The organism is Polaromonas sp. P4_F6 (genome assembly GCF_056401275.1).
Genome location: NZ_JBFUJQ010000009.1, coordinates 183,344 through 199,093 on the forward strand (window position 1 = coordinate 183,344; position 15,750 = coordinate 199,093).

General features: G+C 58.1%; 15 protein-coding genes. 11 read left to right on the forward strand and 4 right to left on the reverse strand.

Annotation, left to right across the window (positions count from 1 at the left end):
- Positions 1-41: 41 nt before the first annotated feature.
- Positions 42-491 carry a hypothetical protein gene (locus AC1DUN_RS19810; protein ID WP_477715458.1) on the forward strand — a complete coding sequence of 150 codons (450 nt, stop codon included), beginning with the start codon at positions 42-44 and terminating at the stop codon, positions 489-491.
- 76 nt (positions 492-567) lie between these two features.
- The gene (locus tag AC1DUN_RS19815; RefSeq protein ID WP_413326536.1) at positions 568-921 is read left to right on the forward strand and encodes a phage holin family protein; all 354 of its coding nucleotides are present in this window, start codon (positions 568-570) and stop codon (positions 919-921) included.
- Here the strand turns inward: AC1DUN_RS19815 and AC1DUN_RS19820 are convergent.
- A complete protein-coding gene (locus AC1DUN_RS19820; RefSeq protein ID WP_477715459.1) occupies positions 877-2,427 on the reverse strand; it encodes a M48 family metalloprotease in 1,551 nt (516 codons plus the stop codon). The two genes, AC1DUN_RS19815 and AC1DUN_RS19820, sit on opposite strands and share 45 nt — an antisense overlap.
- A 64-nt stretch (positions 2,428-2,491) precedes the next feature.
- The gene (tfpZ, locus tag AC1DUN_RS19825; RefSeq protein WP_477715460.1) at positions 2,492-3,271 is read right to left on the reverse strand and encodes a TfpX/TfpZ family type IV pilin accessory protein; all 780 of its coding nucleotides are present in this window, start codon (positions 3,269-3,271) and stop codon (positions 2,492-2,494) included.
- Positions 3,272-3,312: 41 nt separating this feature from the next.
- Between tfpZ and moaC the strand changes: the two genes are divergently transcribed.
- Positions 3,313-3,798 carry a cyclic pyranopterin monophosphate synthase MoaC gene (gene moaC, locus AC1DUN_RS19830; RefSeq protein ID WP_477715461.1) on the forward strand — a complete coding sequence of 162 codons (486 nt, stop codon included), beginning with the start codon at positions 3,313-3,315 and terminating at the stop codon, positions 3,796-3,798.
- Position 3,799: 1 nt separating this feature from the next.
- Here moaC and AC1DUN_RS19835 read toward each other — a convergent pair whose 3' ends face one another.
- Complete coding sequence (locus AC1DUN_RS19835; RefSeq protein ID WP_477715462.1) at positions 3,800-5,317, reverse strand: PglL family O-oligosaccharyltransferase; 1,518 nt, start codon at positions 5,315-5,317, stop codon at positions 3,800-3,802.
- A 274-nt stretch (positions 5,318-5,591) separates the two neighbouring features.
- Between AC1DUN_RS19835 and AC1DUN_RS19840 the strand changes: the two genes are divergently transcribed.
- The 8 genes from AC1DUN_RS19840 to AC1DUN_RS19875 all read left to right on the forward strand — a co-directional run bounded on the left by AC1DUN_RS19840 (position 5,592) and on the right by AC1DUN_RS19875 (position 14,849).
- Complete coding sequence (locus AC1DUN_RS19840) at positions 5,592-6,872, forward strand: nucleotide sugar dehydrogenase (RefSeq protein WP_477715463.1); 1,281 nt, start codon at positions 5,592-5,594, stop codon at positions 6,870-6,872.
- Between the two features lie 99 nt (positions 6,873-6,971).
- The gene (locus tag AC1DUN_RS19845) at positions 6,972-7,781 is read left to right on the forward strand and encodes an ABC transporter permease (RefSeq protein ID WP_477715464.1); all 810 of its coding nucleotides are present in this window, start codon (positions 6,972-6,974) and stop codon (positions 7,779-7,781) included.
- Positions 7,771-9,000, forward strand: a complete 1,230-nt coding sequence (locus AC1DUN_RS19850; protein WP_477715465.1) for an ABC transporter ATP-binding protein — start codon at positions 7,771-7,773, stop codon at positions 8,998-9,000. Before AC1DUN_RS19845 ends, AC1DUN_RS19850 begins: the two co-directional genes overlap by 11 nt.
- Complete coding sequence (locus AC1DUN_RS19855) at positions 8,984-9,847, forward strand: glycosyltransferase family 2 protein (protein ID WP_477715488.1); 864 nt, start codon at positions 8,984-8,986, stop codon at positions 9,845-9,847. Before AC1DUN_RS19850 ends, AC1DUN_RS19855 begins: the two co-directional genes overlap by 17 nt.
- Before the next feature lie 55 nt (positions 9,848-9,902).
- On the forward strand, positions 9,903-11,102 hold the full coding sequence (locus tag AC1DUN_RS19860; RefSeq protein ID WP_477715466.1) for a glycosyltransferase family protein: 1,200 nt from the start codon (positions 9,903-9,905) through the stop codon (positions 11,100-11,102).
- A 6-nt stretch (positions 11,103-11,108) separates the two neighbouring features.
- Positions 11,109-12,059 carry a class I SAM-dependent methyltransferase gene (locus AC1DUN_RS19865; protein ID WP_477715467.1) on the forward strand — a complete coding sequence of 317 codons (951 nt, stop codon included), beginning with the start codon at positions 11,109-11,111 and terminating at the stop codon, positions 12,057-12,059.
- 166 nt (positions 12,060-12,225) lie between these two features.
- Complete coding sequence (locus AC1DUN_RS19870) at positions 12,226-13,047, forward strand: DUF5672 family protein (protein ID WP_477715468.1); 822 nt, start codon at positions 12,226-12,228, stop codon at positions 13,045-13,047.
- Between the two features lie 35 nt (positions 13,048-13,082).
- Entirely contained in the window at positions 13,083-14,849 is a 1,767-nt protein-coding gene (locus AC1DUN_RS19875; protein ID WP_477715469.1) for a glycosyltransferase family 9 protein, read from the forward strand.
- Positions 14,850-14,934: 85 nt separating this feature from the next.
- Here the strand turns inward: AC1DUN_RS19875 and AC1DUN_RS19880 are convergent, their stop codons facing one another.
- Complete coding sequence (locus AC1DUN_RS19880) at positions 14,935-15,735, reverse strand: class I SAM-dependent methyltransferase (protein WP_477715470.1); 801 nt, start codon at positions 15,733-15,735, stop codon at positions 14,935-14,937.
- Positions 15,736-15,750 lie beyond the last annotated feature (15 nt).

A 15,750-nucleotide genomic window follows, 5' to 3' on the forward strand; every position in this document is an offset into this window, starting at 1 on the left:
CAGCAAGCTTTCTAAAACGACGACAACTCAAGGAGAACTTCATGGACAACATCATCGTGTACGTTGACGACGCCGCATATGCCCTGCAGATGCTGCAACCCATGCTGCCCACGGGCGGCGCCCGAAACCCCACCCGCTGGATCGTGGTCGGCTGCGCACCCCGCGTGACGCACCGCGTCAGCAAATGGGTGACGCATAGCGCGCGCGAAAGCTGGCGCGGGAAATGGGCGGAGAAAGTCTTCGCCCAGCTGGAGCCGGTGCTGGAACAAGAGGGAGACACGGTGCTGACCCAGCTGGCGCAAACCACCCTGATCGCCCAGACCGAGTCCCTGATCAAGCAGCACGGCGCGGCGCGCGTGCTGGATGCCCGCCGGCCGAAGTTCGGCCAGGACATGCAGCCGGTAACGGCCTCACAGGCCCAGGAAAGCCACGGGGTGCTGGGTTACGCCACCGCGCTGGCGGGCGCCGGCCTGCTGGTCGCGACCGACTGACGGGAGCTGCCGCCCCCTGCCAATGCGCCCCCAGGGGCGCATTTTTCTTTGAACGGCCCGATGGTATTCTTTGGCCATGAAACTCATACTTAAATGGATTTTCAGCGCGGCCGCCCTGCTCGCGGTCGCCTACCTGTATTCGGGCGTGGTGGTGAGCAGCTTTACCGGCGCGCTGATCGCGGCCGCCGTGCTGGGTGCGCTCAATATGGTGGTGCGGCCCATCCTCGTGCTGCTGACGCTGCCCGTGACGCTGGTGACGCTGGGGCTGTTCCTCTTCGTCGTCAATGCGCTCATGTTCTGGGCCGCGGCCAGCCTGACCAGCAGCCTGAACGTGACGGGCTTTGTCGCCGCGCTGATAGGCTCGCTGATTTATTCGGCGCTGCAGCTAGTGATCGACTTTGTCCTGGAGCGCCTGTTCCTTGATAAGTGACTCCGTCTGGCGCGTTCGCGTGTCGAGGATGGAGCCTTCCACATAATCCGCGCTGCCGGGGTTGCTGCGCATCAGGGCCTGCGCCGCCTTGAAGCGGTCCAGCGCCGCCGGATAGTCCAGCTGCGCCGCCCGGCTTTCCGCATCGGCCCGGATCGCCCGCACATTCTGGTTCTGGTTGCCGTACGCGACCGCAAGCAACTGCCAGGCCGTCGCATCCTTGGGATGCGCGGCCACCCAGGTCTGCAGCCGGCTGGAGACATCCTGGGCCCGCTGCGCCGCCAGCAGCGCGCGCGCCTGAGTCAAAACCTCCGCGCGCGCTGCCGCCTTTGAGATATCGAAGCTCGCGGCCGTGGCCGGGACCACCCCTGCCAGCAGGTCGATGTCGACGGCCAGCAAATCCGCCGCGCCGGCCGCTTGCGGCACCTCCGCGACGAGAGGCCTGAGTTTTGCCAGCAGGCTTCGAGCGCCCGCGAAATCGCGCAGCTGCGCCGACGCATAGGCGCCCGCGTACACAACACCGGCATCGCGTACGTTGTCCGCCGAGGCCGGCGACTGCAGCACCAGCGGAGCGGTGCGGCGCTGAGCCTCCGTCACCATGGAGCGCAGCGCATCAACCCCGGGCGCCGCCAGAATGCGCGCGCGCGAGGCCATCATCGCGTGCAGCACACGGGCCTTGCCGGCCTCGACCAGCTTTTCGCGCGAAGGTTTTTCGGCCTCGGCGGAGGCCAGTTGCACGCGCGCCTGCGCGGCGGCAATCCGCTCGGTGGTCAGCGGGTGGGAGCGCAGGTAGGGAAAAGAGCCGTTGTCGTTCAAGCGAGAAGCCTGCTGCAGCTTCTCGAACATGGTGGTCACGCCGCGACTTTCAAAACCGGCATCGGTCATCACGCCAAAGCCAACGCGGTCCGCTTCCCTTTCCATGTCCCTTGAAAAATTGAGCTGGTTTTGCACCGCGACCGCCTGGCCGCCGACCATGGCGGCGCTGGCGGCATCGCCGTTTTTTCCGGCCGCGAGGGCGCCCAGGACCATGGCGGCAATCATCCAAGGCGTCTGGCGCGACTGCTGCGTCAGCATGCGCGAAATATGCCGCTGCGTGACGTGGCTGAGTTCGTGGCCGAGCACAGCGGCCATTTCATCCGCATTGCCGACCGCGGCGATCAACCCCAGGTGCACGCCAAAATACCCGCCGGGCAAGGCAAACGCATTGATGCTGCGGTCCCGGATCAGGAACACCTGCCAGGCAAAGCGCTCTTCAAGCTCCGCATGCAACTCTCCGCGCGTGCGCGCGGCGGCCACCAGCGGCAGCCAGATACTTTGCAGGTAGTCGGTCAGCACCGGGTCGTCTACGTAATCCGGATCCCGATAGATGCTCGCGGCGATGCGGTCACCGATCCGGCGCTCCGCGGCAGCCGCCAGTTCGGAGGTTTCACCCAGCGAGGGCAAGGAGCCGGTCGTGGCACCGGGCACGCTGGCGGGCGCCTGGGCGAGCGAGAGGTTGGCTGAAGTCACCCATGCGAGCACAGCCAGCGCCAGCCGGCCCAAAACGGGGCCTCGCCTCGGCGGCCGGATCTGCCTAGAACGAATCAATGGGTACAAAAGCGATGACCTCTGCGGTGTTGGTGTCCAGCAAGACCGTCCAGAATGTTCTGCGCCCCACCATGGGGATATAGCCTACGGGCCTGGGCTTGTCACTCCCGCCGGAGGCTGACTTCAGCGCGGCGTCAATTTCAGCCAACTGGGCCGGAAAACGTTTTTTGAGTTCCTCCAGGGGCTTGGCCCGCGCTAGAACCTGGGCCTTGCCCTGATCGTAGCGCTGCCAGAACCCGGGGCGCGCGCCCAGGGGCTTACCCGCCAGGGCCTCCAAAGTCATATCCGAGCGCTCGTTGTCGTCCTTGAAATCGCGCACTGAGAGCAACGTGGGCCCCGTCAGCGGTAACGCCCTCAACCCCGCCGGCGCCTGCCCCAGCTCGTCCCTGGCCACCTCGATGGCATGAATGGCCCTGAAACGATCTATTTCAAATACCAGGTGCACTGGACGCACCACAACCACCGTCCATAAACCGTATGCCAGTGCGGCCAACTGGAACAGGCCGATCACCGTCAGGTCAAGCCGCAGCAATTTGGCGGCTTTTTTGACATTGAACACCGCCAGCGTCAACAGGGGTCCCATCACCACATCGACGGCCACCACGATCATGAACAGCTCGCGGCCGCCTGAAATTTCCCGGTAAGGGTAGGGGTACCAGATCCAAAAAACCAGCGCCGCCGCGAGGGCGGCAATGGTCACACTGATACCAAAGTGAACACCCGCCGCCAACAAACGGCTCTTGAGGGGACTTTGACTCGCAAACATAGTCTTATGATGAGGGCCCGTTGTAAAGGTTTCGTAAAAGCATGGCCTCCCCTCCCGCACTCACCCACTTTGACGACCAAGGCCAGGCCCATATGGTTGACGTGGCGGGCAAGGCGGCCACACACCGTATCGCCATTGCGCAGGGCCGTATCGTAATGAATCCGGCGACCTTGTCCATCATTCTTCAGGGCAGCGCCAAAAAGGGAGACGTCCTGGGCATCGCACGCGTGGCCGGCATTATGGCCGCCAAAAAAACCAGCGAGCTGATTCCCCTGTGCCATCCACTCGCCCTGACCCGCGTGGCCGTCGACTTCCTGGCACAGGAGAGCGATTCCAGCATCGCCTGCCGGACCACCGTGGAGACCGTCGGCCCCACGGGGGTGGAAATGGAAGCCCTCACCGCGGTGCAAGTGGCGCTGCTGACGATTTACGACATGTGCAAGGCGGTGGATCGCGCCATGACCATCACCGACGTGAAACTGCTCGAAAAGCACGGCGGGAAATCCGGCAGTTTCACCAATCCATGAACTAAGGCAAACGCTCAATGCCTTCAGGCAAGCCGGCCTTTGCAGCGGCCCAGCGCGCGTGCTCCTTCGGGAAAGCCGCCCGGTAACGCGCCAAATGCATCAAGGCCTCGTCGTCAAGCCCCAGCATGACGGCGCTTTCAATCACTTTTTCAATCATCGACGGCTCAGGCGAGTAGTGCAGCAGAGCCGTCGCCGTGTCGAAGGTCCATTGGGCGTTATCGCGCGTCAACGGCGTCAGGTTCAGCTCGGCGAAACGGACCTGGTTGCGAAACAACCACGAGTCCTGAATCTTGGCCAGGGTACCGTCGCGGTAGGCCGCGCTACGGTCCTGCGGGGCCAGGTAAATCTGGCTGACACGGTGGTAATCCCATGCGGCGTAGGCGCAACACACCATCGCCGCCACGGCCAGCAACCGCCTCCAAACAGGCGCTCCTGGCGCGCCAGACACCGGCACTTCGCCGCCGCTACGCCACAGCAGGCCTATGCACAAGCCGAAAGCGACCTGGAACGGCCCGTACCACAGGGGATATTCGAGCAGGCTGTGCAACAGGATCACCGCCATCACGCTCCAGGCTAGCTGGCGCGCGGCATCCGTCTCGCGCCAGGGCCGCCGCCGGATCACCCACCACGCGCCAAGGCCGCAAACCAGCATTGCCACAGGGATGCCCAGCTCCACCGCCAAATGCAAAGGCAGGTTATGGGCGTTGTCCAGAATCTCGCAAAACCGCGGCCCGGCATACAAAGTAGCGTAATGCGCATAGTCCAGCTCCCCCCAGCCCCAACCCAGCCAGGGTTTCAGCGCGATCAGGTCCAGCACGTTGGACCACAGCACCTTGCGGCTCGCGCAAGCCAGTTCGCCGCCACGCAGCCGGGCCAGCATACCGTGCGCCGCCGGGTCAAACCCCAGCAGCCAGGGCAACGCCAGTGTCGCCACGGAATAGGCCAGCACCACCGTGAGCAAAAGATGCAAAACGGGGGGGCGGCGCCATGCACCCCAGGCCCCAAACAGCGCACAGAGCACAAGAATTTCCACCAAACCCGTGCGGGAAGAGGACGCGGCGTTACCGATCGCGAGCAGGGCGGCCCCTGCGAGCGGGACCCACTGCCGCGGCCCGGCAGCACCACGCTGCCTGACGAGCCAGATCAAGGCCGCCAAGGCGATATTGGTGAGGCTGGCGAACTGGTTGCGCTGACGAAGATTCGCGAACGCCTCCCCCGGCACCGTCTGGCTCACCCAGCCCCCGAGGACCGCCGCGACGCCGAAGTACTGGATCAGGCCTATCAGGCTACTAACCAGACCGGCAATCAACCATGCCCAAGCCACCCGCCCAGCCCAGCGCTCGGCAAAAGGGGTGCCAGACGGGAGTTCGCCCGAGGCGGTGCGCAGCGATGCACAAACAACCAGAGCCAGGGTAGCAGCGAACGTCACCAGCCAAGGCATAACACCAGGGGAGGGCCCAAGCGCAAATGGATTGAGCCATGGCAAGGCTATTAAAAAAGAAACAACAATTGATTGCATAAGCGCGGGATAGAGGGGTTCGGCGTCACGGACCGTGTCAAGTTGGCAACACTGCAATGTCCGAAGTCTGTGAGGTTACCTGATCCCCGGACGGCGGGAACCCAGCGTGCATCGGCCCAAAAAGCCCCTTTGGTACAACCGCGGCCATAGACCGCAGCCGGCCCAAAGCGCATACACAATCGCCTCTCAGCCCCTCATGCGTTAGCATCGTTCCGTTCGGCCTTGAAACCGCGGGCGAACAGGGCCCCAATGCATTGGAGAGGGAACAAGAATCATGGAAGCAGTCGCAGTCATCGGCCTCGGATACGTCGGTCTTCCGCTGGCCGTCGCATTCGGCCGGCTGATGCCGACCATTGGTTACGATCTTTCTGCGCAAAAAATCGAGAGCTACCACAAGCACCTCGATCCCAGCGGCACAGTCTCCGGGCAGGACATGCGCGCCGCCGACAGGCTGACCTTCACCACAGACCCCGCCCAACTGGCGAACGCCGGCATCTTCATCATCGCGGTTCCAACCCCGATAGACGCCGCCCGCAAACCCGATTTCACGCCGCTTGTCCGCGCCAGCGAGGCCGTCGGCGCCCAGCTCAAACCAGGCGCAACCGTCATCTACGAATCCACGGTATATCCCGGCGCCACGGAAGAAGTCTGCATTCCGGTGCTCGAACGGGTATCGGGCCTGAAATGGCGGCGGGATTTCCACGTCGGTTATTCCCCGGAACGCATCAACCCCGGCGATAAGCGGCATACGCTTGCGAACACGATCAAGGTCGTGGCCGGAGACAGCCCCGAAACCCTGGAGCGTGTTGCCGCCCTCTATGAAAAAGTGGTTGGCGCCGGCGTGCATAAAGTGTCGTCGCTCAAGGTGGCGGAGGCCGCAAAAGTCATCGAGAACACGCAACGCGATCTGAACATCGCCCTGATGAATGAACTGGCGGTGATCTTCAACATGCTGGGCCTGGACACGCTGGAGGTGCTCGAAGCGGCAGGGACAAAGTGGAACTTCCTGCCATTCCGTCCGGGCCTGGTCGGCGGGCACTGTATCGGCGTTGACCCCTACTACCTGACTTACAAGGCCGAGATGCTGGGCTACCACCCCGAAGTGATACTCGCGGGGCGGCGCATCAACGACAACATGGGGAAATTCATCGCGGAGCAGACCGTCAAGCAACTGATCCAGGCGGACAGGCATATCAAGGGCGCCAAGGTCAACGTGCTGGGAATTACGTTCAAGGAGGATGTGCCTGATTTACGCAATTCCAAAGTATGGGACCTGATCACCGAACTGCGTGCCTACGGCGTGGACGTGTTTGTCCATGATCCGATCGCCGATGCAGCCGAAGCCTTGCTGGAGTATGGGATCGAGCTATTGGCCTGGGAGGCCTTGCCGCAAGCCGATGCGGTGGTGGTTGCGGTAGCCCATGAACCATTGCTCTCCAAGCCGCATTCCTCGTACGCCGAAAAATTGAAATCCGGCGGATGTTTTATCGACGTCAAGGCGCGCTTCGATGGCGACAGGCTTGACGCGGCCGGATTCACGGTGTGGCGCTTGTAAGCAACTGCCAATGAAAATAATGGAAACTCTGATTCAGCACTCACCATCGAGCATAGCCCCGGCCGGCTTTCTCTCGCGGATATGCGCCCCCCCCGCACCATGAGCGCGATCATCGTCAACCCGCTGCGGATCTTTGCCGATATCTGGCGGCATCGCTACCTGCTCGGCCAGCTCATTAAAAGAGACGTGCTGCTGCGCTACAGGGGCGCCATGTTCGGGGTGCTGTGGATTTTCCTCAGCCCGCTGCTGATGCTGGCGATCTTCGCCTTTATCTTCGGCGAGGTCTTCCAGACCCGCTGGCCCCAGCAAAACAGCGGCTTGCCCTTCTGGCTGTTGCTTTACAGCGGTTTGATTACCTTTAATCTTTTTGCAGAGACAGTTTCCCGTGCACCAGCCTCCGTGCGCGGCTATCCCAGCTTTGTGAAGAAGATCATCTTCCCCGTGGATATCCTGCCGGTCGTTCCGCTGGGGGCCGCCCTGGTTCACGGCACGTTCAACTTCCTGATCCTGGTGGCAGCGCTGGCCTGGGTGGGCGGCCTGCACGGCCAGATCGTACTTTTCCCGCTTCTGCTCCTTCCCGTGCTGCTGCTGGCCCTGGGCCTCTCCTGGTTTGTGGCGGCCTGGGGCGTATTCATCAAGGATATGACCCAAATCCTGCCGGTATTTGTGCAAATGCTGATGTTTCTGTCACCGGTGTTTTATCCGATGAGCGCGGTACCGGCCGCCTTGCGCCCCGCTTACCACTACAACCCCCTGGGAATAGTCATCGAAGCCTCACGCGCCGTGGTCACCGGGCAGGCCATTGACTGGGTCGCATGGGCCATGGCGCTGGTTTTTTGCCTGGCTGTGTCGGTGTTGGGTTACGCCTTCTTCCAACATAGCCGGGAGGAGTTCGCCGATGCACTCTGACGTTGCCATTTCCGTCAAGAATCTGACCAAGACCTACCGCATCTTCGGCCACCCCGGCGACCGGATCAAGCAAGCATTCACGCTAGGACGAATGCGCTTTCACCGCGAATTCACCGCGCTAAAAGACGTCTCTATAGAGATAAAAAAAGGAGAGACGGTCGGCATTATTGGCCGCAACGGGTCAGGCAAAAGCACGCTGTTGCAGCTGATCTGTGGAATCCTCAGGCCTAGTTCGGGGTCGGTGCAGATTAATGGACGAGTCTCGGCATTACTGGAATTGGGCGCTGGCTTCAATCCAGAATTCACCGGGAGGGAAAATGTGTATTTCCAGGGGGCGGTGATGGGGCTCAAGCGCTCCGAATTAGACGAACGCTTTGACGAGATTGTCAAGTTTGCGGATATCGGCGATTTTATTGACCAGCCCGTGAGGATTTATTCCAGCGGTATGTTTGTCCGGCTCGCATTTGCGGTAGCCGTCAACGTTGATCCAGACATTTTGATTGTGGATGAGGCTTTGGCCGTGGGAGACATGGAGTTCCAGGAGCGCTCCATCTCGAGGATGAAAAGCCTGCAAAGCAATGGAACGACCATTCTTCTAGTGACCCATGCCATTCCCGCCGTCAGAAACTTCTGTCAACGTGCAGTCTGGCTTGATGGAGGGGACGTGCTCATGAGCGGTGACGCCGGCGAGGTTTGTTTTGCCTACCAGCAACGCGTTGATCAAGAACTCCACAAGCAAAGGCAAATAAATCCGGATGCCCCAAATTCCGTGTTGAGCACCCGCGGCAAACACCCGTCAGGGAGTGACAAGATCATTATGATTGCCGGCGGCGCCGTGGACGCCCAGCAGTTGAAGGTTGGTGAAGATTTGACCGTTTGTTTTTCGTTGCATTTCTCCGATTTGGCTCAATCGGTCAGCGAGTTTGGATTAGGCGTTCAAATTCACAACGACAGTGGTCGGCTGGTTGCGATCTTCAATACCATCCGGGACAACATCTTTCTTGTGGGAGGCGTGCGGGAAGTTCGCCTAACGCTTCCTCGCACCTCTTTTATTCCCGGCCACTACTGGATTTCGGCCAATGTTTGCGACCGCCATATCATGTTCGCCTATGACGAATTCCAACGATGCGCCTCTTTCGAGGTGTTAACTGAATTCAGTCAGTCCGGAATTCCTCGATGGGAAGGGGAGGTGGCGTGTGAACATGCTTGGCTTTGGTGATTGGTGGCGGCGCAAAATCGGACGCATCCGTTTACGGAACTCCGAACGCATTCTCGTTTGCAACAAGGCATTGCTGAAGAAGAAGTCCCTTCTTGTCGGCATTACCCGAGTCCGCAACGAGTCGCTCATTCTGCGCGATACGCTTGATCATGTCGGCGAACACGTTGATGCAATTGTCGCTTACGACGATGCGAGCACCGACAGCACATTTGACATTCTCCGCAGTCATCCCAAGGTCGCCTTGATTATTCGAAACACCTCTTGGGAGCACGGAATTGCTGAACGGCTCTCCGCTGAAACTCGTCACAGAGGTTTGCTGCTTCAAGTCGCGCGTTCTCGGTTGAATTTTGACTGGACTCTATGTTTCGACGCCGATGAAAGAGTGATTGGCGATCTTCGCAACTATATTGGAGGAGCCCGCAGCAAGGCTTGCAACGGCGTCCGCATTCAGCTATTCGACGCCTACATGACGCCCGACGATCAAGCCCCTTTCGTCCCGGGAAAGAATCTGCTCGGCTTTCGTCGTTTTTTTGGTCCTGAGCGAAGAGATATTCTAATGCTGTGGAGGAACCTGCCTCGCGTCCAATACAGAGGACTTGATGCAAGAGAACCAACCGGAGTTGATCAAATCGAGACGAGATTCTATTGCCAGCACTATGGGAAAGCGATCTCGCTTGAGCAATGGGAGGAAACCTGCGACTACTACGTCAGACATTTTCCGTTCGATACATACGGAAAAAAATGGCTTGCCCGGAAAGGTACCGCAATCCACCAGCAATCCGATTTTTCCAGGCCGCTATTCGAATGGGGTGATGCCCTCTTCAACAATGCAGTGGTGATCCATTGACATCGATCGACTCGACCCATCGATACAAATACATTGCCACTTTCAAATGAATGCCATGCAACCACGACGCGTGCTAATTGCCACGCACCATTTGGCCGGATATGCGGGCTCGGAAGTGCTCACCCTCGAGCTCGCTGCAGAGCTACGGGAAATGGGTTGGGAGGTTTGTGTTGCGGCCCTACTGCCTGGCGCGCCTATGCTTTCCGAGTTCGAAGAACTGGGATTCCAAATTATCGACTTGCTGGCCGCGCGATCGGCTATCAGCAACGCCCGGTTTGATCTTGTATGGATCCATCATGCGCCTGTGCTTTATGAAATACTGATTCATGGGGTAGAAACGGCCACGGTGGTTTTCTGCAGCCTGTCCCATTTCGAACCGCTGGAAGCAGTACCTGAGCATAGAGAATCCGTCGACCTATTGCTTGCCCATTCTGTTGAAAACAGAAATCACATCATCAGTACATCCGGGCTGGATGAAGACCAAGTGCTCGTTTTTCCCAACGCCGTACCCAACAATTACTGGATTGAAGGGAAGGAATTTCACAACCCCCTATTAAAGCGCCTAGCCGTCGTCAGCAATCATCCTCCGCCAGAAGTTCTGCAGGCGGCAAAAATCTTAAGGCAACGCGGTGTCGAGGTGGTGCACATTGGAGCCGGCGGTATCGAGATTTTGATCAGCGCCAAGCTCTTGAGGAGCTACGACGCGGTAATCACTATCGGGAAAACCGTCCCCTATTGCCTTGCCTTGAAAGTTTCCGTCTATTGTTACGATCATTTTGGAGGGCCGGGTTGGCTCGATGAAAGCAATTTTGACCTCGCTGGCCAAAATAATTTCTCTGGCCGTGGTTTTCTTCAAAAAGCACCGGAAACCATCGTCCTTGAAATGATCCACGGGTATGCGAGCACCCTTGGCCAGCTGGAAGCGCACGCAAGCCGAGCGGCAGCCACCCTCCACCTGCGTCATAACCTCGAGCATCTTTTTGCTCAGCGCAGCGGGTTGCCCATCAGGAAATTAAGTATTCCCGATACCGCCTCGGTTTTAAAACAGCACGCCCAGTACATCCGCCTTGTGAAAGTGCTGCGCAGCCGTGAGGCGGAGCTTGAAGGACTCCGCAACGAGATCACACGCGTTAAATCGACCTTTGGGTGGTGGCTGGGTTCTCCGTTTCGGATTGTCCGCAATTTTTTACGCCGCACAATTGATTCACCTGCGCGCCGGCAAGGCGGACAGCCGAACAATCGCCCTCCAGAATAGCGGCCATTGTCTATTTCCTCAAAAGCCTCTCAAAATCCATGGCGCCCCAAACGGGCTGTCAGCCCGACATTAACAGCTACTCAATTGACGATGAATCCAATTTGCCCAGTCTGTCAGAAAAATGCCTGCGCTCCGTTCGGGGAGAAGCGCTGGCTCTTTTTCGAAAAGTCCTACCAGCTGGCCCGGTGTAAAGCCTGCCAGAGCGCATTCACATCCCCGCTTCCTGACGATGCTTCACTCCAGCGCATTTATCAATCGTCATTCGATTTTCGCTGGTATCGCGATCACTTCCCCGCCAAATTGAAAGACTGCCGGATGCGCCTGGAAGAGTACAAAAATTTGCTCGGCCGACGCGTACTGGATTTCGGCGGCGGCGTAGGGTACTTTTCCCAAGTTGCACGCGAGGCAGGACATACGAGTGTGACCTACGATCCTTTTACCTCTTCTGCGCCAGCCGAAAAGAGCGCTTGGGATACCGTAGTCGCCTTGCACGTTCTCGAGCACGCCAACGATCTCGACCGGATGTGTGCGCAATTCAAGGAGCTACTGGCCCCCGGAGGGCGACTGCTCCTCGCCGTGCCCAATTTTTCGGGGCGAGGCTACCAAGAGCAGGGTATGCAATGGGTATGGGCCCAGCCACCCTTGATCCATATTTTTCATTTCACGGCAAGCGGCATCGCGGCGCTGCTTTCCCGTCATGGCTTTGGCGACATTCATGTTTCGTACCACGAACGTTGGGACGCCAATCTCTATTGCGATCTGCAGCATGTCAAACGATTCAGGAAGTGGGATGCGGCTTGGAGTCTTCGTCCCTTCAAGTTTTTCCCTCCGTATCGCAGACTGATTGCCTACCTCAATAGCCGTCGGCGGTTCCGAGGCCTCACCCATGCCTTGCGTGACTACGACGCCAACTCCACCGCCTACTCGGAGCTCCAGATCACGGCCGTTTTAAGGTAGTGGTGGGGCCATCCCTCCCCGCCGCTCACCTTGATCGATCACATTGAAATCATCAGCCGCTCAGTTCGACGCCCGATCTCAACAAAACCGATCCATGAGAAGTATCACGCTCTGTTGCATCGATTGCGTCAATCAGCCCTTGGCAGTTCGCGCGCTTCGACACTCCATGCCAGCGCTTCCCTTTGCTGAAACCCTGTTCTTGACCAGCGGTTTTCATGACCTGCCGGATCTACGCGTGGAACGCATACCCGCCCTACAAAGCCACGCCGAGTATTCCCATTTTGTGGCCAAGACGCTCGTTACACACATACATACTTCACATGTACTTCTCGTGCAATGGGATGGCTATATCATCAACCCCTCGGCCTGGACGGAGGAATTTCTTCAGTACGACTACATAGGCGCACCATGGGGATTTCTCAAGGACTCTCATCGGGTAGGCAATGGGGGATTTTCGCTGCGATCGAAACGTTTGCTTGACGCGCTCCGTGATCCAGAAATTGTTGAGACTCACCCGGAGGATGCGGCCATCTGCCGTCACTACCGCCCGTTGTTGGAGCAACGTTACGGCATTCGTTTTGCCCCCGAAACGGTAGCGCAGCGCTTCTCCTTCGAATCGACGACATTTAAAAGTATGCCCTTCGGCTTCCACGCCCTGTACAACATGTGGGTATGCCTGAACCCCGATGAATTGCATGACTTTCTGGTGCTACTGACACCGGATATCGTTCAGTCGCCTCAATGCCTGCTCCTGGCCAGGAATTTTCTCGAAAGAGGTAGGAGGGCTGAAGCAATTGCAGTGCTCCAGCGGCGCCTGCAGGTTCTTCCCGCTGACACGGCCACTCTTGCTCTTCTGAAACGAGCGAATAGCCTGCTTCAAAAATGCAGAGCCAGGATACTGAGGCCATCAGGCATTCTTTCGTTTCTGTCTTCCTTTTTTCAACACCGGGGTTGGCGCCGGAACCTTCACCGCGGGGATGAACCATGAAGCCTCGGGCTGCGACGGTCGTTCAGGATTCGGGCATGAAGATCGGGATCATTAACGAATCCCGCTTTATCCTGTCCGGCTCAGACATCGACAGCTGGGCAATTCACAGCTTCACCATTTCGGGAAGCTCCCTTTCCTTTTCAGAAATCTTCAGTTCCGCCTTTTCCACTCCTGCTCGCTACGTGGAGGAAATGTTTGTGCGGCTTTGTTCGCTGGACGAACCTGGTCAGCGATCCCCGAAGTTCATCTTCAACCCTTTGTTTAGAATGGAGAAGCTGAACATCGAATTGGTGCTGGACGCGTTGCGCAATGCCTCCTTACAGCATGAGATGGCTGTGCTGAGCGACGACCAAGGCCGGCCTGCGGGCTATTTGCTTCCGGCGAGGCTGATGAGCAAGGATTCTCGCTTCCTGGCCTTACTTTCTACCGTCGATGGAACTACCGACACGGGACTACTGCAACGCGCCTACTTCGCCACCGCATCGAATGTTCAGCTTGGTCACATTTCCCTGAAATGGTGTACCCACAATGGCTTTCGATATGAGGGCAACCTGTCCATTTATCAGTGGGTGACTGACAGAGCCATAAAGGCACTGGACCGGCAGGTCCAGGCAAATGACAGTGACGAAGCGCTTCATCAGAGAGACGCTATTTCATTCACCGCAGTGATGCCGCACCACGCAGGTGACCTGTTGTTCTTCATCATTGCCCTTAACCACCTTCAGTCATCCGTATCCCGCATTGTCGTCAATAAAAACTACGCGGACATAGTCGGCGACAATGCGCCCAATATGACCGTGCTACCGATAGATCTACCCGTGATCAATCGGGGAGAGGACTTTCAGCATGGCACTCCTACTCCCGATCATTTCTATTTCGAGCGCTTTTGCGACCAGTTGCCCGAGGATGGTTTCTACGGCTACTATCGCCCCTCTCGAAACTACAACGTCACTAAATTCCATCTCATTGATCATTTCATTTTTGCCTTAGGTGGACGCCTTGGCTCGCAAACGGAACTGCTGGTACCTAAAAAGGCGGCGCCGACTCTATTTGTGCCAGAACTCACCGACAGCCCTCGCAAAATCCTGCTTCATTTTGATGGCGGTTGGCCTTTGAAAATCTACCCCAAGAACCAACAGGAACAATTGATTAGCCTGTTATATGCCAGGGGATATTCGGTCACAGTCCTTGCGGGTATGCAATACGATCACCCCAAGTGTCGAGTCACGACATTCAAGAGCTATGAATCTCTTGTCGAATTGCTCCGCTCTCACCATCTTCTGGTGGGCATGGACTCTTTCCCCGTGCACTATGCAGTTCACGTTCTGGGGCTCCCCACCATTTGCCTGTTCGCCACTACACGCCCGGAGAATTCCAACGCCCGCCCCGCGCCGAATTATTCGTTCCTCGAAAGGGGCCTGCGGTGTCGCCCCTGCGCTGCCATCTCGCGCTGCCCCTTATATGGGGGCTCAGATTGCAGAAACTTCGTAGATCCTGGGACGGTTCTCGCGGAGATTGAGAAAATGCTTTACGCGGTAGCCAATGAAACGCCGACGGTGCTGGAAGCGCCAACGGCGCCTCTTAAGGTAGCCGCAGCCGACCATTCGCGATCGGCGCCGAAAACGAAATACATTTCGCTCAAACACCTGCGGTTTAGGGCGTTTTTTATCTGGCCCGGCCTTCCTCCAGGCAGCTATTTCTATCAACTCTACGAAGAATTCACCGCAATCGTCAAGGCGAATGGATTGCTGCCGGCCGTGCTTCGCACTGTGCGCTTTTTGCGCGGGTCTTTCCGTCGGTAGGCACTTCTTTGTTCGGCGCGGCGCCTTTGTCGCAGCAGGCCCCAGGAGCGGCATCTTCAAGATCGCGGGCTTCCTGGGACTCATCTCATTTTTTGTTTTGTGCCAACAACAGAATGTGATGTGGCCCATGTTCTTCCACAGCATGAACCTTCAGCCCTACGTGTTCGACAAGTTCACGCACAAGGCATGCGTCAAACACATGATGATGTAAACAACGGTTTTCCACATTCAGCAGGGAGCGCGCCTTAAAGGCCACCACATCTCCCGCATCGGGGTCACGCTCCAGATCGTGCAGCGCCAGAATCTCCGGCAAATGCGTCAGGTCATCCTCTCCCATTCCGGCGTTGAAGTCATCGATCAGATGCGCCAATGAGGTAACCGGGCGGCGGTGGTCAAAGGTGTGGCGTTTGTTGGGCAGCAAAAGCACCAGGGTTCCACCGTCGGCCAACAAGCGTTTCCACTCCTGCAGGGCAAGTATAGGATTGGCGGTATGTTCCAGCATGTGCGAGGACAGCACAAAATCGTAGGTTCCGGACGGAAGCTCGCCCAATGCCGTCGTTTCCGCGAGGTATTGTTGGCCGGCGGGCTTTGCCGGATCAAACACAAAGGTTTTCCCTTGCTGGAGAGTCCCTTCCCACACCGTGTTTGCACCGAAATTGCAGTTGTCGAGATTTCCAACCATGGGGTAGACAGGAAATACACCTCTTCGTGTGAAGGCCTGGCTGGGCCCGCCTATTTCGATTCCGGACTTGCCTATAAACCTGTCCTGGTAAGTCAGTAACAGCGCGGATGGCTTCGCGAACATGCCGCGTGCACGCGCCATAGCCGCGCGCGCAAGGCCCCGGATTCCCCGCGATTGCAATATATGAATGGCTCTTCGAATCATGGCGTTACTACCAAG

Bases quoted from the DNA above. Each gene is read 5' to 3' on its own strand.
- AC1DUN_RS19810 (WP_477715458.1), top strand. From the start codon at position 42: ATGGACAACATCATCGTGTACGTTGACGACGCCGCATATGCCCTGCAG.
- AC1DUN_RS19815 (WP_413326536.1), top strand. From the start codon at position 568: ATGAAACTCATACTTAAATGGATTTTCAGCGCGGCCGCCCTGCTCGCG.
- tfpZ (WP_477715460.1), bottom strand. From the start codon at position 3,271: ATGTTTGCGAGTCAAAGTCCCCTCAAGAGCCGTTTGTTGGCGGCGGGT.
- moaC (WP_477715461.1), top strand. From the start codon at position 3,313: ATGGCCTCCCCTCCCGCACTCACCCACTTTGACGACCAAGGCCAGGCC.
- AC1DUN_RS19835 (WP_477715462.1), bottom strand. From the start codon at position 5,317: ATGCAATCAATTGTTGTTTCTTTTTTAATAGCCTTGCCATGGCTCAAT.
- AC1DUN_RS19840 (WP_477715463.1), top strand. From the start codon at position 5,592: ATGGAAGCAGTCGCAGTCATCGGCCTCGGATACGTCGGTCTTCCGCTG.
- AC1DUN_RS19845 (WP_477715464.1), top strand. From the start codon at position 6,972: ATGAGCGCGATCATCGTCAACCCGCTGCGGATCTTTGCCGATATCTGG.
- AC1DUN_RS19850 (WP_477715465.1), top strand. From the start codon at position 7,771: ATGCACTCTGACGTTGCCATTTCCGTCAAGAATCTGACCAAGACCTAC.
- AC1DUN_RS19855 (WP_477715488.1), top strand. From the start codon at position 8,984: ATGCTTGGCTTTGGTGATTGGTGGCGGCGCAAAATCGGACGCATCCGT.
- AC1DUN_RS19860 (WP_477715466.1), top strand. From the start codon at position 9,903: ATGCAACCACGACGCGTGCTAATTGCCACGCACCATTTGGCCGGATAT.
- AC1DUN_RS19870 (WP_477715468.1), top strand. From the start codon at position 12,226: ATGCCAGCGCTTCCCTTTGCTGAAACCCTGTTCTTGACCAGCGGTTTT.
- AC1DUN_RS19875 (WP_477715469.1), top strand. From the start codon at position 13,083: ATGAAGATCGGGATCATTAACGAATCCCGCTTTATCCTGTCCGGCTCA.
- AC1DUN_RS19880 (WP_477715470.1), bottom strand. From the start codon at position 15,735: ATGATTCGAAGAGCCATTCATATATTGCAATCGCGGGGAATCCGGGGC.